The sequence below is a fragment of the Plantibacter sp. CFBP 8798 genome (genome assembly GCF_014841195.1).
GTDB lineage: Bacteria > Actinomycetota > Actinomycetes > Actinomycetales > Microbacteriaceae > Plantibacter > Plantibacter auratus.
The window spans coordinates 1,377,990-1,400,976 of sequence record NZ_JACYTS010000001.1 but is presented as its reverse complement, the minus strand read 5'-3'; the positions used below and the strand labels follow the sequence as shown (position 1 = coordinate 1,400,976).

Below are 22,987 nucleotides of genomic sequence, written 5' to 3'. Positions count from 1 at the left end.
TCCCTCTCATAGCCACGAACACACCGGAGAAACGCAGACCTGCCGGTATCACCATCGTAACCGAGCGGGGCCTACCCCTATTCCACGATCCCGACAAATCGATGCGGAGAAATACGCACGGGCGAAACATGTAGGCAATAATCAGGTTCTATCGTCGAACAGCGTTGTCCGACGCAGGAGAACGGTCCACGGAAGTGGCCCGGCACTGGAGGTGCAGTGAAGTTCGCTGGAACGACCCGAAACCCGAGACTGGCACGGAGATTCGTGCTCCTCATCGCCCTGTTGTTCGGGGCCATCACCCTCACGTCCGTCATGAGCGCCGTCCCGGCTCATGCTGACGAGGTGGGCGAGGAGTACGACTTCTACTTCGCTGGGAACGTCAAGTACGACGACAAACCACTCGAAGGCGTGAACATCACGGTCGACGGCAACGGCTACAAGGCCGATGTCGACACCGACGCCGACGGCAAGTGGAAGATCGGCGTCCCCGAGAAAGGTACGTACAAGGTAACGCTCGACGAGGAGACCCTCCCGAAGGGCGTCATCGTCGCCGAGGGCGGCTCGACCATCGAGGCCGAGTTCGGCCTCACCCAATCGAAGTCCGTGAACTTCTTCCTCGGCGAGGGCGTCCGCGTCACCGTCAGCTTCTGGGATCAACTCGCAGAACGACTCGTCAACGGCCTGAACTTCGGGCTCATGCTGGCCCTGGCTGCCATCGGAGCCTCCCTGGTGTTCGGCACCACCGGACTCAGCAACTTCGCCCACGCGGAGATGGTGACCTTCGGCGCGATCATGGCGCTCGTGTTCGGGGTGTTCCTGCAATGGCCGATCTGGCTGGCCATCATCATCGCCCTCGCCCTGAGCGCCGCGTTCGGCTTCGCGCTCGACGCCGGCATCTGGAGACCCTTGAGACGCAAGGGCGTCGGCATCGTGCAGGTGATGATCGTCTCGATCGGCCTGTCGCTGGCGCTCCGCTACGTCTTCCTCTACTTCGTCGGCGGCGGGACGTTCCAGCTGCCCGGTTCGGGAGAGGAGAACATCAAACTGTTCGGCACGGTCTCGCTCAGCGTCACCGACATGATCAGCATGGCGGTCAGCGTCGTGGTGCTCCTCGGCGTGGCCTGGTGGCTCATCAAGACGAAGACCGGCAAGGCGACGCGAGCCATCTCGGACAACCCGAGCCTCGCAGCGGCCAGCGGCATCGACGTCGACCGCGTGGTCCGCATCGTCTGGATCCTCGCAGCGACCCTCGCCGGCCTCTCCGGCATCCTGTGGGCGTACTTCCGACCGGGCATCAAGTGGGACATGGGAGCGCAGCTGCTCCTCCTCATCTTCGCGGCCATCACCCTCGGCGGGCTCGGAACCGCCTTCGGCGCCATGGTCGGCGCCCTCATCATCGGCATCCTCGTCGAGGTCTCGACGCTCTGGATCCCGTCTGACATCAAGTACGTCGGCGCCCTCGTGGTGCTCATCGCGGTGCTCCTCGTGAGACCGCAGGGCATCCTCGGACGTCGCGAGAGAATCGGTTAGGGGCACGCGCATGGACTGGGGAAGCATTCTCTCGAACACGCTCGCTTGGGTCATCAGCCCGGAGACGATCGCGTACGCGCTCGCAGCACTCGGCTTGGCCGTGCACTTCGGCTACGGCGGTCTGTTGAACTTCGGTATGGCGGGGTTCATGGCGCTCGGCGCCTACGGCTACGCCATCTCGATCCTGAGCTTCAACCTCCCGTGGTGGGCGGGCATCATCGTCGGCTGCCTGGCCTCGGTGGTCTTCGCCTTCATCCTCGGCATCCCGACCCTGCGACTGCGGGCGGACTATCTGGCCATCGTCACCATCGCGGCGGCCGAGATCGTCCGACTCCTCTTCACGACGCAGGTCTTCGACGAGTTCACCAACTCGGCCGACGGACTCGGCAACTACCACGAGGGCTTCCGTGCGGCGAACCCGATCCCGGAGGGCATCTACGGCTTCGGCCCGTGGGAGCTCAACGCGAACCAGTGGTGGGTCCGGATCTTCGGCATCCTGCTGCTCGCCGTCGCCGCCCTCCTCGTGTTCCTCCTCATGCGCAGCCCCTGGGGCCGTGTGCTGAAGGGTATCCGTGAGGACGAGGACGCCGTGCGGGCGCTCGGCAAGAACGTGTTCGCCTACAAGATGCAGGCGCTCGTCGTCGGTGGCGTGTTCGGTGCGCTCGGCGGGGTGGTGCTGGCGCTCCCCTCCGCGGTCGTGCCCAGCGTGTACGTCACGAGTCTCACCTTCTTCATCTGGACGATCCTCCTCCTCGGTGGAGCCGCGACGGTCTTCGGGCCGCTGCTCGGCTCGGTGATCTTCTGGGTGATCATGGCGTTCCTCTCGAACGTCCTCCCGGCGCTCGTGAAGGCGGACGTCCTGCCGTTCATGAGCTCGACGCAGGCGTCGACGCTCCGCTACGTGCTGGTCGGTGTCGCGCTCATGCTGATCGTCATCTTCAGGCCGCAAGGCATCCTCGGAAACAAGAAGGAGCTGACCTTTGTCAAGTAACAGCTCACCCACCTCGCGACCGGTCAAGACCACCGGCCTCCACGTCGGCGAGATCGTCCCGGGCGTCAAGAAGGTCGACCCGATCCTCATCGCGGACCAGGTCACCCGGACCTTCGGCGGCCTGCAGGCGGTGAACGTGGAGCACCTGGAGGTGCCCCGCAACGCGATCACCGCCCTCATCGGCCCGAACGGTGCCGGTAAGACCACGCTGTTCAACCTGCTGACCGGCTTCGACAAGCCGAACACCGGGACATGGAACTTCGACGGCAAGAGCCTCGGGGGCGTCCCGGCGTTCAAGGTCGCCCGCATGGGTCAGGTCCGGACCTTCCAGCTGACGAAGGCGCTCGGCCTGCTCACGGTGCTCGAGAACATGAAGCTCGGCGCAACCGGCCAGACCGGCGAGGGCATCTTCTCCAGCCTGGTGAAGCCGCTCTGGCGGAAGCAGGAGGAGGACCTCGAGATCAAGGCGATGGACCTCCTGCGTCGCTTCAAGCTCGACACCAAGCGTGACGACTACGCCGCCAGCCTCTCCGGTGGGCAGCGGAAGCTCCTCGAGATGGCGCGGGCGCTCATGAGTGACCCGAAGCTCGTCATGCTCGACGAGCCGATGGCCGGCGTCAACCCGGCGCTCACGCAGTCCCTGCTCGACCACATCCTGGCGTTGAAGGACGAAGGCATGACCGTGCTGTTCGTCGAGCACGACATGCAGATGGTCCGGCACATCGCCGACTGGGTGGTCGTCATGGCCGAGGGTCGCGTCGTCGCCGAGGGCCCGCCCGACACCGTCATGGAGGATCCGGCCGTCATCGACGCCTACCTCGGGAGCCACCAGGACGTCGACCTCGGGGTCGTGACCGGCAGGATCGCCGGAGAGGACAGCGCTGCGGCCGAGGAGCTGCTCGCCGAGATCGAGGACGAACGGCTCGCGGCTGGTGCCGAGCCCGAGGAGGAGCGGAAATGAGCGACGTGAAGGGTGCGCCGGTCGGCGGCACTGCGGTCAAGACCGCCGAGATGGTCGTGGAGGTCACCGATCTGACCGCCGGGTACCTCCCCGGCGTGAACATCCTGAACAGTGCCAACCTGACCGCCCGGAAGGGCGAGCTCATCGGCATCATCGGACCGAACGGTGCGGGCAAGTCGACGCTGTTGAAGGCGATCTTCGGACAGGTCAAGGTGCGCAGCGGACAGGTGCTGCTGAACGGCGAGGACATCACGGGGCTCCGGGCGAACAAGCTCGTGGCCCGCGGCGTCGGGTTCGTCCCGCAGACGAACAACGTGTTCCCGAGCCTCACCATCGAGGACAACCTCAAGATGGGGCTGTTCCAGAAGCCGAAGCAGTACAACGAACGCCTCGAGTTCGTCACCGGGATCTTCAGCGAACTCGGCAAGCGGCTCAAGCAGCGCGCTGGTTCGCTGTCGGGTGGTGAGCGCCAGATGGTCGCGATGTCGCGGGCCCTCATGATGGATCCGCATGTGCTGCTCCTCGACGAGCCGTCCGCGGGATTGTCGCCGGTGCGCCAGGACGACGCGTTCATCCGGGTCTCGGACATCAACAAGGCCGGCGTCACCACGATCATGGTCGAGCAGAACGCACGTCGCTGTCTGCAGATCTGCGACCGCGGGTACGTGCTCGACCAGGGTCGTGACGCCTACACCGGGACGGGCCGCGAGCTCCTCTCGGATGACAAGGTGATCGGCCTCTACCTGGGTACGCTCGGCCAGGACGAGGACTGATCAGGGCGATCCCCACTCGCGGGTCGGCGGGTACTTCGGTACCCTCGAACATGCTCGTCCCGGCCGCGTGCCGAGCGACGGGCCAGAAGCCACCGGATCCCGACCGGTGAACGAACCACAACTCCTCCCTCCCCCGAGGGGCACCGTCGTACCAAGACGGCCTCCTGAGACGGGGACGGAGGAGTTGTGCATTCCCCCTCCTCCTTTCGCCAGCGCGGTGCGCTGACGCGAGCGCGGTCCTGGCGCGTGAGCGCGGGTCTCCGGAGGCGCGCGCTCACGCGCTGGACCCGCGCTCACGCCGAATCCCCGCCCCCGCGGCACAGCGACCCGCGCTGAGACCTACGACCCGCGCTGGCGTCAGCGCACCGCGCTGGGCGCCGCTCCACCCTCGCTCCACCGGAGGCCGGATGGGAGTAGTTCTCCACATCGCTTCCACGACACGAGGTGACGGCGGAGGCGAACGGGCACGGTGAGGCGATGGAATCCTTCGATCTCAACCTGCTCCTCCGCCCGAACGGACTCCTCCTCGTCCGCGACGCACGTCGGGTCGGTGCCGAGCGCCTGGTGAGCGCCGCCCACCGCGACGGCGACCTGGTGCGTCTGCGGAAGGGCATCTACGTCCCTGAACCGATATGGAGTTCCCTGTCCCCCGATGACCGCTACCGGGTCCGGATCGATGCGGCGGCCGTCGCGCTCCGCAAGGACGCTCTGTTCAGCCACTACTCGGCGGCGCGGTTGTGGGGGCTTCCGATCGTGGGTCCATGGCCTCCCGAGGTGCACACGCTGACGAGCGGTGACCGCGGAGGGCGTTCGGCCCCCGGCATCATCCGTCACACGACGCAGGGCTCCGTCGCCCGACGGATGCGGTACGGGCTCGCGGTCACGGACCCGGCACGGACCGTCGTCGATCTCGCTCGGATCGCCCGCCTCGAGGACGCCGTCGCCGTCGCCGACGCTGCCCTCCGGCTCAAGCTCACCGACGAGACGGTGCTCCGCTCGCTCGCACGAGACCTGCCGGGCCGTCGGGGAGGACGGCAGGTGCGCTTTGCGATCGAATTCGCGGACCCCCTCGCCGCGAACGGTGGCGAATCGAAGATGCGGGTCGTGATCGCGCAGCTCGGTTTCGCCCTGCCGGTGCTCCAGCAGGCGTTCTCCGACGCGGACGGACCAGTCGGTGTGGTCGATGCGGTCTGGCCGGACGAGCGCATCATCCTCGAACTCGACGGCCGGCAGAAGTATGTGCGGGAGGAGTTCACGCAAGGACGGGACGTGGCCGACATCGTCCTGGCGGAGAAGCATCGGGAGGATCGGCTGCGCGCGCTCGGCTACACGGTCGTCCGCGCCACATGGGAGGACCTCGTCCATCCGAGCCGGCTCGCCGCGAAGCTCGAACGCGCGGGACTGCAACGCGCGTTCCGTTGACTCGGGCGCCCAACTGATCGCTGTCAGCGCGGTGCGCCGACGTGACCGCGCCGCACCCTCCGTCAGCGCGGTGCGCTGGCAGGCGACCCGTCGCCAGCGCGGTGCGTCGGCGTGAGCGCGCCCCGCTGTGCCGCATGGGCTCGGAATCGGCGTGAGCGCGACCCAGGCGCGTGGGCGCGGGTCTCTGGAGACCCGCGCCCACGCGCTGGACCCGCGCTCGCGTCAGCGCACCGCGCTGGCGCCACCACACACGGCACACCACACGCGGGGTGCATCGGGGGCCGGGCACGACGAAGGCCCCGGATCGCTCCGGGGCCTCGTCAGTCGCGTGGGCGACTAGTTGGTGCGGGTGTACTTGTTGTCGTCACCGTACTGGTAGATACCGATCGTCGCCTCGGTCGGGTCACCGTTCTCGTCGAACGTGATCGGACCGGAGTTGCCGTCGTAGTCGATCTTCTTGCCGTCGGCGATGGCCTTCGCACCCTCTTCGAAGGTGGTCACCTTCTCGCCCTTGTCCTTGCCACCGGACACGGACTGGAGCTGGGCCGCCATGTCGGCACCCTCGGTCGAACCGGCCTGCAGCGCCGCGAGGGCGAGCAGGATGACGGCGTCGTAGGATTCAGCCGCGTAGCTGTAGTCCTTCAGCGGCTCGCCGCCCTCGTCCTTCACGAACGCCTGGAGGCGGTCGGTGAAGTCACCGAGCTTCGCGGTGTCGAGACCGGGCAGCGTGCCCTTGGCGCCCGTCAGGGTGCCCGGAGCGAAGTCCGCGCTGTAGTCGGCGAGGTTGCCGTCGACGAAGTAGAGCTTGTCCGACGGGAAGCCGGCGAGACCGGGGACGATCGTCTTGGTCTCCTCGAACGCGATGATCGCGATCGCGTCGGGGTTCTCCGCCTTGACCGCGCTGATCTGCGCGTCGAACGAGGTGTCACCGGTGTTGTACGACTGCTCGGCGACCACTTCACCGCCGGCGCTCTCGAAGGCCTCCTTGGTGAACTTCGCGAGGCCGGTGCCGTACGAGTCGTTCAGGTAGATGATGCCGAGGGTGGCGTTGCCGTCCTCCGCGATCAGGTTCCCGAGGACCTCGCCCTGCAGCACGTCGGACGGCGCCGTCCGCCAGTAGAGACCGTTGTCGTCCCACGTCGTGAAGTCCGCGGAGGTGTTCGCCGGGGAGAACTGGATGACGCCTGCGCCGGTGACTTCGTCGATGAAGAGCTTCGACACACCCGAGGACGCTGCACCGATGATGGCCGTGACGCCCTCGGAGAGCAGACGGGGGACCTCGGTCGCGTACGCCTTGTTGTCGGAGTCACCCGAGTCGCCGAGCGTCAGGTCGATCTTGATGCCGAGGTCGGCGTCGTTGACCTCCTTGACCGCGAGACCGACACCGGCCTCCTCGGGCGGGCCGAGGAACGCGAGGTTACCGGTCTGCGGCAACGCCGTGCCGAGCTTCAGGGTCAGGTCGCCAGCAGGCTTGCTGCTGCTGCCGCTGTCGCCGCTACCACTTGAGGCGCAACCGCTCAGGACCAGCGCGCTGGCTCCGATCAGTGCGATGCCACCGAGAACGATGGAACGTGGGCGGGAGCGAGCGGCCGTGGCCTTCGAAAAGACGCTCATGGTACTCCTTGCTTGTCAGAAGAGTGGCAGCTCCAGGGGCTGCCGTTGAGTCAAGTTATCCGCTGCACGTGCGCTGGACAATGTCGTTGACGTTACAAGCGTGTAACACGACCAAATCGTTACCTCAGGAGGGCCTGTTTCGCGCTTTTCCTGCAGTGGTCGCGCGATCAGCGCTGGAATCCGCTGTTCAGACCCGCGTGGAGCGGCGCCGTTCGGCCCCGGCGGCCCGACGACCCCGCGTTGAGGCGACGAGCATGTCGACGGTGAGGATCGCGAGCGCCAGCCACACGAGACCGAAGCCCAACCAGCGCTCCGGCGGCATCGCCTCGTGCAGGACGGCGACACCGACGACGAACTGGATGATCGGTGCGAAGTACTGGATGAAACCCATCCAGGTGAGCGGGAGGCGGCGGGCAGCCGCCGCGAACAGCAGGAGCGGGACGGCGGTGATGACGCCGGCGCCGACGAGCAGCAGGGCGTGCCCGACGCCCGCGGTGCCGATGGTCAGCCCACCGGTCACGCCGACAGCGATGAGCTGGGCGATCGCGACCGGCATCAGCCACACGGTCTCGAGCGTCAACCCGGACACGGCGTCGACCGAGCCGCCCACCAATTTCTTGATGTAGCCGTAGAGGCCGAATGAGAAGGCCAGGATGAGGGCGATCCAGGGGACGCTGCCGTGCCCGATCGCGAGGACGAGGACCGCGATCACGCTCACGACCACCGCAGCCCATTGGGCTGGACGCAGCCGCTCGCGGAGGAAGAAGACGCCGAGGAAGACGGTCACGATCGGGTTGATGAAGTACCCGAGCGACGCCTCGACCACTTGGCCGTTGAGCGCACCGTAGACGTACGTCTGCCAGTTGACGTAGATGAGCGCTCCGGCGAGGCCCATCGTCAGGACGATGCGGCGCTGGCGGAGGATGCCGAACAGTCGACGCCAGGAACGGGTCGCCAGGATGAGGACGGCGCAGAAGACGAGGGAGAACAGGATCCGCCACGCCACGACCTCGAAGGCGCCGGCCGGTGCGAGGGCGATGAAGTAGAGCGGGAGCGCTCCCCAGAGGCAGTAGGCGGCGACCGCCGAGAGCAGTCCGGACCGGCTCCCCTGCTGGGGCACGGCGACGCTCGCACGTCGATCCCCTCCCCCGTCGACGGTGACGGGGTGGATGTCGACGTCGGCTGGATCGCTGGGGTTCTGCACTGGTCCAGGCTAGACCCGCGACTCCCCGCGACACCCTCCGGAAACGGACACAGCCCGAACGGCGAATGCCATTCGGGCTGTTGAGCGGCTTGAGCCGCCGGATCCGTGCGCTGGTGACTAGCGGACGACGACTGCGAGGACGTCGCGCGCGGACAGGACGAGGTAGTCCTCACCGGCGTACTTGACCTCGGTGCCACCGTACTTGGAGTAGATCACCTTGTCGCCGACGGCGACGTCGAGCGGCACGCGGTTGCCGTTGTCGTCGATGCGACCGGGTCCGACCGCCACGACCTCGCCCTCCTGGGGCTTCTCCTTGGCGGTGTCGGGGATGACCAGACCGGAAGCGGTGGTCTGCTCTGCCTCGACCTGCTTGATGACGATGCGATCCTCGAGCGGCTTGATGGAGACCGACACGGTTGACCTCTTTCTTGAAACGAAGACGTGGTTAGCACTCACACTGCGAGAGTGCTGATTCCAGTGTAGGCATGTTCTGGCACTCATGCAATGCGAGTGCCAATCAGCGACTGCTACCGTTGCCGGATGCATCCAGCTCCGCCCGAGGCCCGCTGACCATGGACCGTTCGGAACTCGTCGAACTCCTCACGGCCGACGGCCTCAGGCTCCTCGACTCCCTCCCCCCTTACCCGACGAAGGACGAGGCCGTCCGCCTGGTCGGGCGCCTGCGCAAGGAGGGCCACTCCCCCGAGCTGGTCGCGGCGGTCCTCACGCAGTCGCGATTGAGGCAGAAGGCTGTCGGCAAGTTCGGACCGTTCGCCGGCCGCATGCTGTTCACCGAGGCCGGGCTCGAACAGGCCACACGCCTTCCCGTCGCCGCGCTGCACGCCGGGCGGTTCGCCCGGGCCGGCCTCACGCGCATCGCCGACCTCGGCAGCGGCATCGGCGCCGACTCGATGGCCATGGCCTCGCTCGACCTGGAGGTCACGGCGGTCGACATCGACGAGGTCACCGCGGCCATCGCCAGCTACAACCTCGCTCCGTTCCCCACGGCGACCGTGCGGAACGCCGCCGCCGAAGACGTCTCCCTCGACGACTTCGACGCGGTCTGGTTCGATCCCGCGCGGCGCACCGCAGGACACGCCGACACCGCGCGGCTGTCGAGTGCCGCCGACTACACCCCGTCCCTCGACCTGGTCTTCGGTGCGGCGACCCGCCTTCCCACAGGCGTCAAGCTCGGGCCCGGATTCGACCGCTCCCTCATCCCCGACGACGCCGAGGCGCAGTGGGTGTCGGTCGACGGACAGCTCGTCGAGATGGCGCTCTGGTTCGGCCCGCTGGCCCGTCCGGATGTCCGACGGTCCGCGCTCCTCCTCGCGGACGGCGTCCACCACGAGTTGCGCGCCGAGGCCGACGCCGACGACGCCCCGGTGCGGGAGCTCGGCGACTACGTGCACGAACCCGACGGATCCGTGATCCGGGCCCGACTCATCGGCGACCTCGCCATCCGGTTGGAGGCCGGCATGCTCGGCCAGGGCATCGCCTACCTGACCTCCGACACCGCGACGAGCTCGCCGTTCGCCACGACCTTCCGGGTGCTCGAACGGCTGCCGATGGACGAGAAGGTCCTCAAGCGCACGATGCGTGATCGCGGGATCGGCGTCCTCGAGATCAAGAAACGGGGCGTCGACGTCGACCCCGCGGCGTTCCGGAAGCGCCTCTCGCTCAAGGGCGACGGCTCGGCGACAATCATCCTCACGAGGATCGCCGGCAAACACAGTGCGCTGCTCGTCGAACGGGTGACGCCGGCCACCGACGCCTGACCCGACGGCCTCCGCCGGGCCGCAGCGCCCCGAGGAGGATCAGGTCGAGACGTACCCGATGATCACGACGACGCTGTAGACGAGCCAGCCGACCGAGCAGGCGAGGCCGACGAACCCGGTCACGAGGCCGGTGAGGGCGCGACCTCGGCCCTGCGGCTCGCGACGCCTGGCTCCGAACCCGAGCACGATCGCGGCGATCGACAGGGGAAAGCCCCAACCGACGAAGACCGACACGACGAGCCCGACGACACCGGTGATGAGCGACCAGGTGCTCCGCGAGGTCCCGGTCGACGCGGCAGGGGTCTGCGTCTGCGACTGCTGGTACGCGGCGTAGCCACCCTGGCTCGGCGCCTGGTAGACCGCCGTCGGCACCGTCTGGAGATAGGTCGCGTGATCGCCCTGCCAACCCGCCGGAGGGGCCGAGGGGGATGAGCCCTGCTGGGCAGGGCGCGTCGGTGGCGTGACGGGCGCGCCGGCGCCGCGCTGCCAATCCGTGGGCGGCGGGGAGGCCTGACCCAGAGGCTGGTACGGCTGTTGGGCCTGGGCCTGAGGCTGGTACGGCTGCTGCTGGGCCTGGGGCTGAGGCTGATACGGCTGCTGCTGGCCCTGCGGCGCGACGCCGGCCTGCTGGGAGGGCTGTGGCGGCTGGTACGGCGACCAGGGCTGCTGCGGCTGCTGGGGCTGGGGCTGCTGCCCCCACGGCTGCTGCGGCTGCCCGTTCGGCTGCTCGGCCTGCGGCGGGCGCGACTGCCCGTCCACCGCACCGTCCTGGTGCTGAGGTCGTCCGTCGGGGTGCTCGTGCTGATCCATCGCCGCTCCTTCGATCCGTGACCGGGTACCGGCCCATCCTATGCGCCGACGTCTGCGCACCCGGTCGACGGCCGCGAGACGGCTCGTCGAGCGGTCAGTGCACCTGGATCTCGGTGACCGGCAGGGTCGAGTCGGCGCCGAAGTCGAGCGAGGACGGCTCGTGTCCGGCGGAGATGAGCTGCGCGGCGAGCGCGGCGATCATCGCGCCGTTGTCGGTGCACAGCTGCAACGGCGGGATGCGGAGTTCGATCCCGGCCGAGGCGGTGCGTTCGGCTGCCACCTCGCGGAGCCGTGCGTTCGCGATGACACCGCCCCCCAGCAGCAGGCGGGGCACACCGAGCTCGGTGCACGCCTTGACCGCCTTCGAGACGAGCACGTCGACGACGGCCTCGCGGAAGCTGGCGGCGACGTCCGCGACGGGGACCGGCTCCCCCGCGTCCTGCTTCGCCTCGACCCAGCGCGCCACGGCCGTCTTCAGGCCGGAGAAGGAGAAGTCGTAGCGATGCCGCTCCATGTCCTTCGGCAGGCTGAGTCCGCGGGGGAAGCGGATCGCCTTCGGGTCGCCGCCGACGGCCGCCCGGTCGATCTGCGGCCCGCCCGGGTACGGCAGACCCAGGATGCGCGCGACCTTGTCGAAGGCCTCGCCCGCCGCGTCGTCGATGGTCTCGCCGAGCAGTTCGACATCCGACACGAGGTCCCGCACGAGGAGCAGCGAGGTGTGCCCGCCGGACACGAGCAGGGCGATCGTCGGGTACTCGATCGTCCCGTCTTCGGAGTCGAGGACGTCCGCGCCGACGTGACCGACGAGGTGGTTCACGGCGTACAGCGGTTTACCGAGGGACACGGCGAGCGCCTTCGCTGCGCCGACGCCGACCATGAGTGCGCCGGACAGGCCGGGGCCACTCGTCACCGCGACGGCGTCGAGGTCGGCCAACGCGATGCCGGCCTCGGCGAGCGCCGCCGTGAGCGTGGGCTCGAGCGCCTCGAGGTGGGCTCGTGCGGCGACCTCCGGGACGACGCCGCCGTACCGTGCGTGCTCGTCCATGCTCGAGGCGATAGTGTTCGCCAGCAGGTGGTGTCCGCGGACGATGCCGATCCCGGTCTCGTCGCAGCTCGTCTCGATGCCGAGGACGAGCGGTTCTGCACGGTTCACGCGATGCTCCCGGGGTGCTGGTCGGTCGGGTCGAGCGGGGACTGCCCGTGGGCGGGCATGGGTGGCCTCGGCTGGACCGTGAGTCGCATGACGATGGCGTCGACGTCGTCCGGCTGGTAGTAGCCGGGGCGGACGCCGAGTTCCTCGAAGCCGAGACTCCGGTACAGTGCGATCGCCACGGGGTTGTCGGCCCTGACCTCGAGGAACACCTGGGTGACGTCCTGCTGCCGGGCCTGCTCGATGAGCGCCTGCATGAGGAGTCGTCCGAGCCCTCGTCCTCTGGCGTGCCCGGCGACGGCGATGGTCTGGATGTCGGCGTCGTCGGACCGGGACGGTGCGAAGAGACCGCCGTAGCCGGCGAGTGTCGCGTCGTCGCCGTCGACCTCCGTCGCGACGAGGTAGTAGCCGTGCGGCGACGACAGTTCGGCGCGCATCATGTCCGCCGACCACGCGTCGTTCACGAAAACGGTGTGCTCGAGCTCCATGATCGCGTCGAGGTCGGCGACACCGGCGCGGCGCAGCGACCAGCTCACGCCGTCACCCGCTTGGCGCCCGCTGACATCGTGACGTCGGGCGAGCGGAGGTACAACGGCTCCTCCCCCGCGAATCCACCATCGGTGGCGAGGAGTGCGGCGGCGACCTGTCCCAGTGCCCCGGCGGGGACGACCAGCGCGTCGAGGCGCGCGGATTCGGAGGTCGGCAGCTCGTCGGGTTTCGCCAGGGCCGGCCCTTGCACGCGGACCGGGAGGCCGGCTGCGTCGAGTCCGGCGTAGCTGGTCCAGTAGCGTTCGCGACGGCGGGCATCCGTGACCACGAGGAGCGTGGCGTCGGCTGCGGCGGAACCGGAACGGTAGGCGTCGAGCGCGATCGCGTCGTGGCTCACCACGGGGTGCACCGGGAGGCCTGCGCCGATCCCGAAGCTGCGGGCCGCGGCGATCCCGATCCGGAGTCCGGTGAACGGCCCTGGTCCCATACCCGCGACCAGCCCGGTGAGCGTGGCGACCTCGATCCCGGCGTCGTCGAGGCATCCGGCGATGAGCGTCCCGATGACCTCGGCGTGCCGCATCGGGTCGTCGGAGGACCGTTCGGCCAGCACCTCGCCACCCAGGGTGACGACGGCGACGCTCGAACCCGCGGATGTATCGATCGCCAACAGCACGTCGTCCAGCCTACCCGGCGTCGATGGCGGGGTGCCGCGAGAGCGTGAGGGTCCGGCGCTCGATCGGCTCCTCACCGGCGTCGTCCGTCGCGGGCTCGTCGCCGGCTCCGGTCGGACGCTCGATGACGAGCTCGAACCACGTGGGGACCACGCCGTCGAGTAACCCGGCTCCCCACTCCACGACGACGACGGACCGGGCGAAGTCGATGTCGAGGTCGTCGAGTTCGAGCGCCGAGCCGAGCCGGTAGGCGTCCACGTGGACGAGCGGCGGACCGCCGACGAGGCTCGGGTGCGTCCTGGCGAGCACGAAGGTGGGGCTGGTGACGGGGCCGCGGACGCCGAGTCCCTCGCCGATCCCTCGCGTGAGGGTCGTCTTGCCCGCTCCGAGCGGCCCGGTCAGGACCAGGAGCTGCCCTGCACGCAGTTCGGCGCCGAGCCGGACGCCGTACGCGTGCATCTCTTCGGGCGTCGCCGCCTCGACGGTGCCCGGGGTGAGGACGTGATCGGTCATGACCGCTCCCCGGTCGTCCGGACCACGCGCGGCCCGATGCGGGTGACGAGTTCGTAGTTGATGGTGCCGGCGGCCTCCGCCCACTCCTCGACGCGCGGCGCGCCGGACGCCGGATCGCCGAAGAGCACGGCGTCGTCACCCACCGCGACCGCGTCGTCGCCGACGTCGACGACGAACTGGTCCATCGCGATCCGCCCGGACACCTGGTAGCGGCGTCCGTTGATCATGACCGGACCGGCGTTCGAGGCGCTCCGCGGCACACCGTCGGCGTATCCGAGCGGGATGAGGGCGAGCGTCGTCGCCGTGCTGCTCCGGTAGCTGTAGTCGTAGGACACCCCGGCGCCCGGTTCGACCCGACGCACGGCGGCGACCGTCGCCCGGAGGGTCATGACGGGCCGGAGGCCGAAGGCGTCGGCCGAGCGGCCGGCGTCGTCGGTGGGTTCGAAGGGCGAGAGACCGTACACGGCGAGTCCGAGGCGGACGGCGTCGTAGCGGAGGGACGGCTCGCCGAGCGCTGCCGCCGACGCGGCGAGGTGCAGACTCCGCGGAGCGAGACCGGCCTCCGTGGCGAGGGCCACACCGCGCTCGAAGCGGACGGCGGCGGCTCGGTCGTCGTCGGTGGAGGTGTTGGAGACGTGCGAGAACAGCCCGTCGACCCGGACGAGCCCGGCGGCCTCGGCGGCTGCGGCGGCTTGGAAGAGCTCCGGCCAGTCGGCTTCGGCCGCGCCGTTCCGGCTGAGCCCGGTCTCGAGTTTGAACTGGACGACCGGCACGACGGACGGCCGATCCCGAGCGGCCTCGATCACGCGGTCGAGCTGCGCGACTGACGACAGACCGAGGTCGATCCCGGCGTCGAGTGCGGCGCCGAAGGCGGCCTGCGGGCCGTGCAGCCAGGCGAGGATCGGTGCCGTGATCCCGGCGGCACGCAGCGCGACGCCCTCCGTGATGTCGGCGACGCCCAAGCGATCGGCCCCGGCCTCGACCGCCGCGCGGGCGATCGCCTCGGCACCGTGCCCGTAGGCGTCGGCCTTGACGACGACGATGAGTTCACCGACGCCGGTCAGCTCGCGCAGACGACGGACGTTGTGGCGCAGGGCGTCCAGGTCGATGATCGCCTCGCGGGTCGGTCGCTCGTCGTGCTCGGACACGGGCGTCATCCCTCCCGCTCCGCGACGACGAACGCGACGGCGACCCCGGCGTCGTGGGTCATGGTCAGGTGCATGCTCGTGATCCCCCGCTCGGCCACGACACCAGCCGTGACGCCGGACAGCGCGAAGTCGGGCTTCCCCTCCGGGCCGTTCACGATCGCCATCTCCTGCCACCGGATACCGTCCGAGGAACCCAGTGCTTTGATGAGCGCCTCCTTGGCGGCGAACCGTCCGGCGAGGGACCGCAGCGGCAGGTCGCGTTCCGACGGGACGAAGAGCCTGGCCAGCAGGTTCGGGGTGCGCGTGATCGCCCGTTCGAACCGTGCGAGGTCGACCAGGTCCACCCCGATGCCGATGATCATCCCTCTACTCTACGGCCGTCCTGCGCGGCCCGGTGGCCCGCTCGACGGGCCACCTCGGACCCCGCGGACCGCCCCTACTCGACCGTGACGGACTTCGCGAGGTTGCGCGGCTGGTCGACGTCGAGGCCCTTCGCCGTCGCGAGCTCCATCGCGAAGATGTGCAGCGGGATGACGGCGAGCAGGGGCTCGAACAGCGGACCGGCGAGCGGGATCGGGATGACCTCGTCGGCCGAGGGCAGGACGGCGGCGTCGCCCTGCTCCGCGATCGCGATGACCCGGGCACCACGTGCGCGGATCTCCTCGATGGTCGAGATGACCTTCGGGTGCAGGATCGCCGAGCCACGTGGGCTCGGGACGACGACGAAGACGGGCTGGCCCGGTTCGATCAGGGCGATCGGGCCGTGCTTGAGCTCGCCACCGGCGAAGCCTTCAGCGTGGATGTACGCGAGCTCCTTGAGCTTCAGCGCACCCTCGAGCGCGATCGGGTACCCCACGTGGCGGCCGAGGAAGAGCACCGCGCGGGAGTCGGCCATCCAGTGGGCGAGCTGCGCGATCTTCTCGGAGGCGCCGAGGATGCTGGCGATCTTGTCGGGCACGGCCTGCAGCTCCTCGACCTGCGACGCCAGGAACTGCGGAGTCTGGGTGCCGCGGACCCGCGCGAGGTGCAGCCCGAACAGGTACAGCGCCGTGATCTGAGCGGTGAACGCCTTCGTGGACGCGACCGCGACCTCGGGCCCCGCGTGGGTGTACACCACGGCGTCCGACTCGCGCGCGATCGTGGCGCCCTGGGTGTTGCAGATCGACAGCGTCTTCGCGCCGGACTCGCTCGCGAAACGCACCGCCATGAGCGTGTCCATGGTCTCGCCCGACTGGCTCACCGAGATGACGAGCGTGCGCGCGTCGATGACCGGGTCGCGGTAGCGGAACTCGTGGCTCAGCTCGACGGTGACCGGGATCCCGGCCCAGCGCTCGATCGCGTAGGTGCCGACCGTGCCCGCGTAGGCGGCGGTGCCACACGCGATGATCACGATGCGGTTGATGTCGAGGAAGAGCTCGTCGAGACCGGCGAGTTCGGGGATGACGACCTGGCCGCCCTCGACCCGTCCGCGGATCGTGTTCGCGACCGCGTCGGGCTCCTCGCTGATCTCCTTCGCCATGAAGCTCGACCAGCCGCCCTTGTCGGCCGCCGAAGCGTCCCACTGGATCTCGAACGGCTCGGTCACGACGTGGTTGCCGGAGAAGTCGGTGACCGTCACGTCGTCAGGCGTGATGACGACCATCTGGTCCTGACCGATCGCGACCGCGCGCTGGGTGTACTGCACGAACGCGGCGACGTCCGACCCGAGGAAGTTCTCGCCGTCGCCGAGCCCGATGACGAGCGGCGAGTTCCGACGCGCACCGATGACGACGCCGGGCAGGTCCTGGTGCATGGCGAGCAGCGTGAAGGCGCCGTCCAGGCGAGCGACGACACGACGGAAGGCCTCGGTGAGGTCGCCGGTGGAACGGTACTCGCGGCCGATGAGCACGGCGGCGATCTCGGTGTCGGTGTCGCTCTCGAAGGTGAAGCCGTCTGCGAGGAGCTCTGCGCGCAGCTCGGCGAAGTTCTCGATGATGCCGTTGTGGATGAGCGCGAGGCGTCCTTCGTCACCGAGGTGCGGGTGCGCGTTGCGGTCCGTCGGTCCACCATGGGTCGCCCAACGGGTGTGACCGATACCGGTCGAGCCCGGCGCGATGGGGTTCGCGGCCAGGTCCTCGGTGAGGACGGCCAGCTTCCCGGCGCGCTTCCGGGTGTTCAGCGAACCCGTCGCGTCGAGCACGGCGATCCCGGCCGAGTCGTACCCCCGGTACTCGAGCCGCTTGAGTCCGCCCATGAGGACGTCCACCGTCTTGTCGTTCCCGACGTACCCTACGATTCCACACATGTAGAGCAGCATAATCGGGCGATTTTGCGAGGATCCTGCACCAACCTCGAGGTGCCGGCGCTCAGCCTCGGAGCAGGACGGTCTTGCCGAGATCCACCGGTTCCCGGGCCCTTCCCCTGCCGCTGCTCAGAGCTTGCGGAGCAGCACCGAGGACACCGTGTGATCGGAGTCCTTCCGCAGCACGAGCTTGGCGCGTGAGCGGGTCGGGCGGATGTTGTCGATGAGGTTCGGCTCGTTGATCGAGCGCCAGAACCCCCGCGCCTGATCGGCCGCCTCCTCATCGGAGAGCTCGGCGAACACGTTGAAGAAGGAGTTCGGGTTCGAGAACGCGCCCCGCTTGAGCGCCATGAAGCGGTCGACGTACCAGGACTCGATGTCGCGCGTCCGTGCGTCGACGTAGATGCTGAAGTCGAACAGGTCGCTGATCGCGAGTCCGCTCGCCGTCGCAGCCGGCTGCAGCACGTTCAAACCCTCGACGATCAGGACGTCGGGGCGCCGGACGACGACCTGCGCCGTCGGGATGATGTCGTAACGCAGGTGCGAGTAGAACGGTGCCCGCACCTCGGCGGCACCGCTCTTCACCGCGGTGATGAACCGCAGCAGCGCGCGCCGGTCGTAGGACTCGGGGAAGCCCTTGCGATCCATGATGCCGCGCCGCTGGAGCTCCTCGTTCGGGTAGAGGAAGCCGTCGGTCGTCACGAGTTCGACGTGCGGGGTGTCCGGCCAGCGCGACAGCAGTTCGCGCAGCAGCCGCGCGATCGTCGACTTGCCGACGGCCACGGAACCCGCCACACCGATCACGAACGGCGTCCGGAGCGCCTGGTCGCCGAGGAACCGGCTCGTCGCTCGCCCGAGGTCCTGGGTGCCCTTCGCGTACAGGCTCAGCAGCCGGCTGAGCGGCACGTAGACCTCCTCGACCTCCCGCATGTCGAGACGGTCGCCGAGGCCACGGATCTGCACGACCTCGGTCTCGCTGAGCGGTGTGGCCGTCTCCGGAGCGAGTCGCGCCCATTCGGCACGGTCGATCTCCACGTAGGGCGTCGGCTGCCCGGAGGCACCGCCCGTCGTCGTCGAAGTCATGCGATCACTCTTCCACAGCTGAGGTGCCGACCCGCCGCCGGACGACTCAGATGGCGAGTCGCTCGCGGACGACGTCGGCGAGGCGGTGCGCCAGGCGATCGGCGGTCGGCTGGTCGGCCGCCTCGACCATGACCCGGACGAGCTGCTCGGTGCCGGACGGCCGCAACAGCACGCGTCCGTCGTCTCCGAGCTCGGCTTCGGCAGCCTGTACGGCAGCGTCGACGACCTCGTCGCCGACGAGGCGCGTGCGGTCGACACCCGTGACGTTGACGAGGATCTGCGGGTACACCTGCATCACCGCGGCGAGCTCCGCGAGCGTCTTCCCGGTGCGCGCCATCTCGGCCACGATGTGCAGGCCGGTGAGGATGCCGTCGCCGGTGGTCGCGTAGTCGGCCATGATCACGTGGCCCGACTGCTCACCGCCGAGCGAATAGGCGTTCGCGTTCATCGCCTCGAGGACGTAGCGGTCGCCGACCCCGGTCTGGACGACGTTGATGCCGTGCTCGCGCATCGCGACGTGCAGGCCGAGGTTGCTCATCACCGTGGCGACGAGCGTGTCGTCCTTGAGCTTGCCGCGCTCCTGCATCGAGACGGCGAGGATGGCCATGATCTGGTCGCCGTCGACGACCTTGCCCGCAGCGTCGACCGCGAGGCAACGGTCGGCGTCGCCGTCGTGTGCGATGCCGAGGTCGGCACCGTGCTCGAGGACCGCCTTGGACAGGAGGTCGAGGTGCGTGGAGCCGACGCCGTCGTTGATGTTCATGCCGTCGGGGTCGTTGCCGATGATCGTGACCTTGGCCCCGGCGTCGCGGAAGGTCTCCGGCGACACTCCCGCGGCCGCGCCGTGCGCGCAGTCGAGGACGACATGGATGCCGTCCAGGCCGTTCGGGAGGCTGCCGAGCAGGTGGAGGACGTAGCGGTCCTCGGCGTCGGCGAAGCGGATGATCCGGCCGACGTCTGCGCCGGTCGGGCTGAGCTTGGGGCGGTCGAGGTACTCCTCGATCCGGCGTTCCACGGCGTCGGGCAGCTTCGTGCCGCCGCGGGCGAAGATCTTGATCCCGTTGTCGGGCGCGGGGTTGTGCGAGGCGGAGATCATCACACCGAAGTCGGCGTCGATGTCGGCGATGAGGAACGCCGTCGCGGGCGTGGGCAGCACGCCTGCCTCGAGCACGTCGACACCCGAGGACGCCAGGCCCGCCGCGACGGCGGCGGACAGGAACTCGCCGGAGATACGTGGGTCGCGTGCGAGCACGGCGACCGGACGCTTCCCGGCGGCACGGCGGGCCTCAGCACTACGGCCTTGCCCAAGCACCACTGCGGTGGCTTGGGCAAGGCCGAGAGCGAGGTCTGCCGTCAGGTCGGCGTTCGCGAGTCCGCGTACGCCGTCGGTACCAAACAGCTGAGGCATCGAGCTTCGCTTGTCTTGAGAGCGCTTAGCGCTTCGAGAACTGCGGAGCCTTACGGGCCTTCTTGAGTCCGGCCTTCTTGCGCTCCTTGACGCGAGCGTCACGGGAGAGGAAGCCGGCCTTCTTCAGGGTGGCGCGGTTGTTCTCCTCGTCGATCTGGTTCAGCGAGCGAGCGATGCCGAGGCGCAGCGCGCCGGCCTGGCCCGAGGGGCCACCACCGGAGATGCGTGCGATGACGTCGTAGCCGCCGGCCAGGTCGAGGACGGTGAACGGGTCGTTGATGAGCTGCTGGTGCAGCTTGTTCGGGAAGTAGTCCTCGAGCGTGCGGCCGTTGACCGTGATGGTGCCGCTGCCGGGGACGAGGCGCACGCGGGCGATGGCCTGCTTGCGACGGCCGACGGCTGCGCCGGGGACGCTCAGCACGGCGCGAGGCGCGGTGACTGCTGCTTCGGGAGCCGACTCGGTGGAGTAGCTCTGCGGGGTCTCTTCGATGGAATCTGCGATGTTCGCCACTGTGTAATCCTTTTTTCTTGTCCGGTGCTTACTGGGCGACCTGGTCGAGCGTGAACGGCTTGGGCTGCTGAGCGGCGTGCGGGTGCTCGCTGCCCGTGTAGACCTTGAGCTTCTTGAGCTGGTCGCGGCCGAGCGTGTTCTTCGGCAGCATGCCGCGGATCGCCTTCTCGACGGCGCGGATCGGGTTCTTCTCGAGGAGCTCGGCGTAGGTGACGGCCGAGAGCCCGCCCGGGTAACCGGAGTGGCGGTAGGCCTTCTTCTGCAGGAGCTTGGCGCCGGTGAGGGCCACCTTGTCCGCGTTGATGATGATGACGAAGTCGCCACCGTCCATGTGAGGGGAGAAGGTCGCCTTGTGCTTGCCGCGCAGGAGCGCTGCAGCGTGGCTGGCCAGGCGGCCGAGGACCACGTCGGTGGCGTCGATGACGACCCAGTCGTGCGTGATCTCACTGGCCTTCGGGGAATACGTGCGCGTCACAATAGTGCTGCTTTCTGGTCGGAGTTGGTCGTTCGTGAATCCCGCTCCTGTTGGGTGTTCCGAACGGAACGCCCGAGGTGGAGGGCTCAACTTCGGGTACCGCGCCGCAGAAGGCGCAGGCACCAACGGGAGAGTCTACGCGACGACGTCCCGGCGGTCAATTCCCACCGGGAACCTCACTCGGCGCTCGCCTCCACCTGCTCGTGGCTCCGCCGCTGACGGGTCTCGGCGGCCCGCGCGTGCAGCAGCCCCGGCTCGGGGTAACCGATCTCGACGAGGGTGAGTCCGCGCGCCGGCATCACCCGGAAATCGATCTCCCGCCGCCCGCCGTCGCGGAGCCGGACGACCTCCTCGAGCGACATGCGCCCCTCCCCCACGGCGACGCAAGCGCCGACGAGCGCCCGCACCATGCTGTGGCAGAACGCGTCGGCGGTGAGGCTAGCCACGAGCACGCCCGCCTCGTCCCGCTCCCAGCTGAAGGACTGCAGGGTTCGGATGGTCGTCGCGCGTGGTCTCGGTTTGCAGTACGCCTGGAAGTCGTGGAGCCCGACGAGCGAGGTGGCCGCCCGGTGGAGCAGCTCCACGTCGAGCGACGCCGTCGTCCAGCTCGTCGTCCGCCGGAGGATCGGGTCTTTGCGGACGTCGGCGTCCGCGAGGCGGTAGCGATAGTGACGCCAGACCGCCGAGAAGCGCGCGTCGAAGCCCTCCGACGCCGGTTCCGCCGTGTGGATCACGACGTCGCGGTCCATCCCGAGCACGCCGTTCAGTCGACGCACGAGGAGGGAGCTCGCGGTCTCGTTCCGCGGCGTACCGTCGTGGAACTCGGCGTGGCGCCCCTGCAATCGCGTGATCTTCGCGAGCTGCGGCTCGGTGAGGTCGAGGTGCGCCACCTGACCGGCCGCGTGCACCCCGGCATCCGTCCGTCCGGCCACCACGAACCGCGGCATCGGCGGGACGGTCTTGCCGAGCACGCGATACAGCGCCTCCTCCAGGACCCCCTCGACCGTCCGGAGCCCCGGCTGCTTCGCCCATCCGGCGAAGTCCGTGCCGTCGTACGCGATGGCGAGCCGGAACCGCTGGGTCGGGAGGACCTCCGCTGCCGCGACCTGCTCAGCGCTCACGGACGTACGCCAGATCACGCGTCGTCGCGACGAAGCCCTGTCGTTCGTACAACCCGAGTGCACCCGTAGGGCTGGCCGTGTCGACCTCCAGGGTCGCCCGCTCGAGGCCGGCTGCCTGGATCCGGCGAAGCGCGGTGGCCAGCAGAGCCGGTGCGAGTCGTCGGCCACGCCAGTCGCGCACGGTCCCGACGAGGGCGATGTACGCGCTGGTGAACCCCTGCGCGGACCAGCTGTCCTCGTCCACCTCGGCCAGCGTGAAGCCGACGACCCGTCCGTCGTCGTCGATCGCGACCACCGAGAGGTCGTCGCGGAAGTGGGATCCGCCGACGAACTGCGCCCACATCGTCGGGACCGTCTCCAGGCTGCCCCAGTGGTCCCGGAACGAGTCGTTCCGAGCCTCCCTCGTGCGTTCGGCCACGTCCGGGTGGTACGCCTCGAGTCGGACACCGTCGGGCACGTCGATCTCGTCGACGGGCGCGGAGAGATCGCGTTCCATGATCGTGAAGTACCGCGCCACGGCGAAGCCGAACCGCTCCAACAGGCGCGCCGCCCCCGGGTTCCGTTCGTCGACGTAGGCACGGGACGAAGCTGGAGCACCCGTCTCGACGGAGGCCAGCTGCTGCTCGGACCGTTCCAGTGACCACGCGAGCAGCGCTCGGCCGATCCCCCGCTCACGCCGCGCGGGATGCACGCCGCCGAAGACGTACGAATACACGGACACGTCTCGCGAGGGCGACAGGATCACCATCGCGTAGGCGACCAGCGTGCCGTCGGCGGCGATCGCCAGCAGGCTGTCCGCAGCCATGTCGATCCACGCGTGGTCGAACTGGTCCGCGATCTCGTCGCGGCTCGTCACCCGGTGGGGGTTGTCGAACGGGTCCATGGCACGGCACAGCGCCACGATGTCGTCGATGTCCGCGCGGACCGCCGGACGCCAGTGATCGACGTCGGGGTGCTGTGGCAGGGCCGGCCGGCCGGCCGGAACGGCGGGAGTGGTACTCATGTCTCCAGCCTAGGACACCGTGGAAGCGCCGCCAGGAACGACGGAACCCCG

23 protein-coding genes are annotated in these 22,987 nt (G+C 69.0%); 6 read left to right on the top strand and 17 right to left on the bottom strand.

Annotation, left to right across the window (positions count from 1 at the left end; translation table 11 throughout):
- Positions 1-312 precede the first annotated feature (312 nt).
- The 5 genes from IFU30_RS06630 (at position 313) to IFU30_RS06610 (ending at position 5,677) form a co-directional block, all read left to right on the top strand.
- Positions 313-1,530: a branched-chain amino acid ABC transporter permease gene (locus IFU30_RS06630; RefSeq protein WP_079706237.1), complete on the top strand. Its 1,218-nt coding sequence runs from the start codon at positions 313-315 to the stop codon at positions 1,528-1,530.
- 10 nt (positions 1,531-1,540) lie between these two features.
- Positions 1,541-2,521: a branched-chain amino acid ABC transporter permease gene (locus IFU30_RS06625; protein ID WP_086474449.1), complete on the top strand. Its 981-nt coding sequence runs from the start codon at positions 1,541-1,543 to the stop codon at positions 2,519-2,521.
- The gene (locus tag IFU30_RS06620; RefSeq protein WP_192004680.1) at positions 2,511-3,482 is read left to right on the top strand and encodes an ABC transporter ATP-binding protein; all 972 of its coding nucleotides are present in this window, start codon (positions 2,511-2,513) and stop codon (positions 3,480-3,482) included. Before IFU30_RS06625 ends, IFU30_RS06620 begins: the two co-directional genes overlap by 11 nt.
- On the top strand, positions 3,479-4,255 hold the full coding sequence (locus tag IFU30_RS06615) for an ABC transporter ATP-binding protein (protein WP_064296669.1): 777 nt from the start codon (positions 3,479-3,481) through the stop codon (positions 4,253-4,255). The genes IFU30_RS06620 and IFU30_RS06615 overlap by 4 nt, the downstream gene beginning before the upstream one ends.
- 477 nt (positions 4,256-4,732) lie before the next feature.
- A complete protein-coding gene (locus IFU30_RS06610) occupies positions 4,733-5,677 on the top strand; it encodes a hypothetical protein (protein ID WP_192004679.1) in 945 nt (314 codons plus the stop codon).
- Positions 5,678-6,013: 336 nt separating this feature from the next.
- Here IFU30_RS06610 and IFU30_RS06605 read toward each other — a convergent pair whose 3' ends face one another.
- From IFU30_RS06605 to groES, 3 genes are all read right to left on the bottom strand, one after another.
- Positions 6,014-7,291 carry an ABC transporter substrate-binding protein gene (locus IFU30_RS06605; RefSeq protein WP_079705276.1) on the bottom strand — a complete coding sequence of 426 codons (1,278 nt, stop codon included), beginning with the start codon at positions 7,289-7,291 and terminating at the stop codon, positions 6,014-6,016.
- 187 nt (positions 7,292-7,478) lie between these two features.
- Complete coding sequence (rarD, locus tag IFU30_RS06600; protein ID WP_159880203.1) at positions 7,479-8,411, bottom strand: EamA family transporter RarD; 933 nt, start codon at positions 8,409-8,411, stop codon at positions 7,479-7,481.
- Between the two features lie 201 nt (positions 8,412-8,612).
- Entirely contained in the window at positions 8,613-8,909 is a 297-nt protein-coding gene (gene groES, locus IFU30_RS06595; RefSeq protein ID WP_056008047.1) for a co-chaperone GroES, read from the bottom strand.
- 158 nt (positions 8,910-9,067) lie between these two features.
- Here groES and IFU30_RS06590 point away from each other — a divergent pair, with 158 nt between their 5' ends.
- Positions 9,068-10,273 carry a class I SAM-dependent methyltransferase gene (locus IFU30_RS06590; protein WP_192004678.1) on the top strand — a complete coding sequence of 402 codons (1,206 nt, stop codon included), beginning with the start codon at positions 9,068-9,070 and terminating at the stop codon, positions 10,271-10,273.
- A 39-nt stretch (positions 10,274-10,312) separates the two neighbouring features.
- Here IFU30_RS06590 and IFU30_RS06585 read toward each other — a convergent pair whose 3' ends face one another.
- The 14 genes from IFU30_RS06585 to IFU30_RS06520 form a co-directional block, all read right to left on the bottom strand.
- Positions 10,313-11,083: a DUF4190 domain-containing protein gene (locus IFU30_RS06585; protein WP_192004677.1), complete on the bottom strand. Its 771-nt coding sequence runs from the start codon at positions 11,081-11,083 to the stop codon at positions 10,313-10,315.
- A 94-nt stretch (positions 11,084-11,177) separates the two neighbouring features.
- Complete coding sequence (tsaD, locus tag IFU30_RS06580; protein WP_079705274.1) at positions 11,178-12,236, bottom strand: tRNA (adenosine(37)-N6)-threonylcarbamoyltransferase complex transferase subunit TsaD; 1,059 nt, start codon at positions 12,234-12,236, stop codon at positions 11,178-11,180.
- Entirely contained in the window at positions 12,233-12,769 is a 537-nt protein-coding gene (gene rimI, locus IFU30_RS20335) for a ribosomal protein S18-alanine N-acetyltransferase (RefSeq protein ID WP_342450814.1), read from the bottom strand. Before rimI ends, tsaD begins: the two co-directional genes overlap by 4 nt.
- Positions 12,766-13,395: a tRNA (adenosine(37)-N6)-threonylcarbamoyltransferase complex dimerization subunit type 1 TsaB gene (gene tsaB, locus IFU30_RS06570; protein ID WP_192004676.1), complete on the bottom strand. Its 630-nt coding sequence runs from the start codon at positions 13,393-13,395 to the stop codon at positions 12,766-12,768. The genes rimI and tsaB overlap by 4 nt, the downstream gene beginning before the upstream one ends.
- 10 nt (positions 13,396-13,405) lie before the next feature.
- Positions 13,406-13,906: a tRNA (adenosine(37)-N6)-threonylcarbamoyltransferase complex ATPase subunit type 1 TsaE gene (gene tsaE, locus IFU30_RS06565; protein WP_192004675.1), complete on the bottom strand. Its 501-nt coding sequence runs from the start codon at positions 13,904-13,906 to the stop codon at positions 13,406-13,408.
- Positions 13,903-15,063, bottom strand: a complete 1,161-nt coding sequence (gene alr / locus IFU30_RS06560; protein WP_192004674.1) for an alanine racemase — start codon at positions 15,061-15,063, stop codon at positions 13,903-13,905. The genes tsaE and alr overlap by 4 nt, the downstream gene beginning before the upstream one ends.
- Positions 15,060-15,416 carry a holo-ACP synthase gene (locus IFU30_RS06555; protein WP_064296680.1) on the bottom strand — a complete coding sequence of 119 codons (357 nt, stop codon included), beginning with the start codon at positions 15,414-15,416 and terminating at the stop codon, positions 15,060-15,062. The genes alr and IFU30_RS06555 overlap by 4 nt, the downstream gene beginning before the upstream one ends.
- 74 nt (positions 15,417-15,490) lie before the next feature.
- Complete coding sequence (gene glmS / locus IFU30_RS06550) at positions 15,491-17,338, bottom strand: glutamine--fructose-6-phosphate transaminase (isomerizing) (protein ID WP_079706234.1); 1,848 nt, start codon at positions 17,336-17,338, stop codon at positions 15,491-15,493.
- 126 nt (positions 17,339-17,464) lie between these two features.
- A complete protein-coding gene (gene coaA / locus IFU30_RS06545; RefSeq protein ID WP_064296681.1) occupies positions 17,465-18,418 on the bottom strand; it encodes a type I pantothenate kinase in 954 nt (317 codons plus the stop codon).
- A 46-nt stretch (positions 18,419-18,464) separates the two neighbouring features.
- The gene (gene glmM / locus IFU30_RS06540) at positions 18,465-19,826 is read right to left on the bottom strand and encodes a phosphoglucosamine mutase (protein ID WP_192004673.1); all 1,362 of its coding nucleotides are present in this window, start codon (positions 19,824-19,826) and stop codon (positions 18,465-18,467) included.
- Positions 19,827-19,851: 25 nt separating this feature from the next.
- Positions 19,852-20,337: a 30S ribosomal protein S9 gene (gene rpsI, locus IFU30_RS06535; protein ID WP_064296683.1), complete on the bottom strand. Its 486-nt coding sequence runs from the start codon at positions 20,335-20,337 to the stop codon at positions 19,852-19,854.
- Between the two features lie 28 nt (positions 20,338-20,365).
- The gene (gene rplM, locus IFU30_RS06530) at positions 20,366-20,812 is read right to left on the bottom strand and encodes a 50S ribosomal protein L13 (protein WP_071259493.1); all 447 of its coding nucleotides are present in this window, start codon (positions 20,810-20,812) and stop codon (positions 20,366-20,368) included.
- A 176-nt stretch (positions 20,813-20,988) separates the two neighbouring features.
- Positions 20,989-21,933, bottom strand: a complete 945-nt coding sequence (gene truA / locus IFU30_RS06525; protein WP_192004672.1) for a tRNA pseudouridine(38-40) synthase TruA — start codon at positions 21,931-21,933, stop codon at positions 20,989-20,991.
- On the bottom strand, positions 21,923-22,936 hold the full coding sequence (locus IFU30_RS06520) for a GNAT family N-acetyltransferase (protein ID WP_192004671.1): 1,014 nt from the start codon (positions 22,934-22,936) through the stop codon (positions 21,923-21,925). Before IFU30_RS06520 ends, truA begins: the two co-directional genes overlap by 11 nt.
- Positions 22,937-22,987 lie beyond the last annotated feature (51 nt).

Bases quoted from the DNA above. Each gene is read 5' to 3' on its own strand.
- IFU30_RS06615 (WP_064296669.1), top strand. From the start codon at position 3,479: ATGAGCGACGTGAAGGGTGCGCCGGTCGGCGGCACTGCGGTCAAGACC.
- glmS (WP_079706234.1), bottom strand. From the start codon at position 17,338: ATGTGTGGAATCGTAGGGTACGTCGGGAACGACAAGACGGTGGACGTC.
- IFU30_RS06605 (WP_079705276.1), bottom strand. From the start codon at position 7,291: ATGAGCGTCTTTTCGAAGGCCACGGCCGCTCGCTCCCGCCCACGTTCC.
- alr (WP_192004674.1), bottom strand. From the start codon at position 15,063: ATGACGCCCGTGTCCGAGCACGACGAGCGACCGACCCGCGAGGCGATC.
- IFU30_RS06630 (WP_079706237.1), top strand. From the start codon at position 313: ATGAGCGCCGTCCCGGCTCATGCTGACGAGGTGGGCGAGGAGTACGAC.
- IFU30_RS06610 (WP_192004679.1), top strand. From the start codon at position 4,733: ATGGAATCCTTCGATCTCAACCTGCTCCTCCGCCCGAACGGACTCCTC.
- IFU30_RS06555 (WP_064296680.1), bottom strand. From the start codon at position 15,416: ATGATCATCGGCATCGGGGTGGACCTGGTCGACCTCGCACGGTTCGAA.
- coaA (WP_064296681.1), bottom strand. From the start codon at position 18,418: ATGACTTCGACGACGACGGGCGGTGCCTCCGGGCAGCCGACGCCCTAC.
- IFU30_RS06520 (WP_192004671.1), bottom strand. From the start codon at position 22,936: ATGAGTACCACTCCCGCCGTTCCGGCCGGCCGGCCGGCCCTGCCACAG.
- IFU30_RS06625 (WP_086474449.1), top strand. From the start codon at position 1,541: ATGGACTGGGGAAGCATTCTCTCGAACACGCTCGCTTGGGTCATCAGC.
- IFU30_RS06590 (WP_192004678.1), top strand. From the start codon at position 9,068: ATGGACCGTTCGGAACTCGTCGAACTCCTCACGGCCGACGGCCTCAGG.
- glmM (WP_192004673.1), bottom strand. From the start codon at position 19,826: ATGCCTCAGCTGTTTGGTACCGACGGCGTACGCGGACTCGCGAACGCC.
- tsaE (WP_192004675.1), bottom strand. From the start codon at position 13,906: ATGACCGATCACGTCCTCACCCCGGGCACCGTCGAGGCGGCGACGCCC.
- IFU30_RS06585 (WP_192004677.1), bottom strand. From the start codon at position 11,083: ATGGATCAGCACGAGCACCCCGACGGACGACCTCAGCACCAGGACGGT.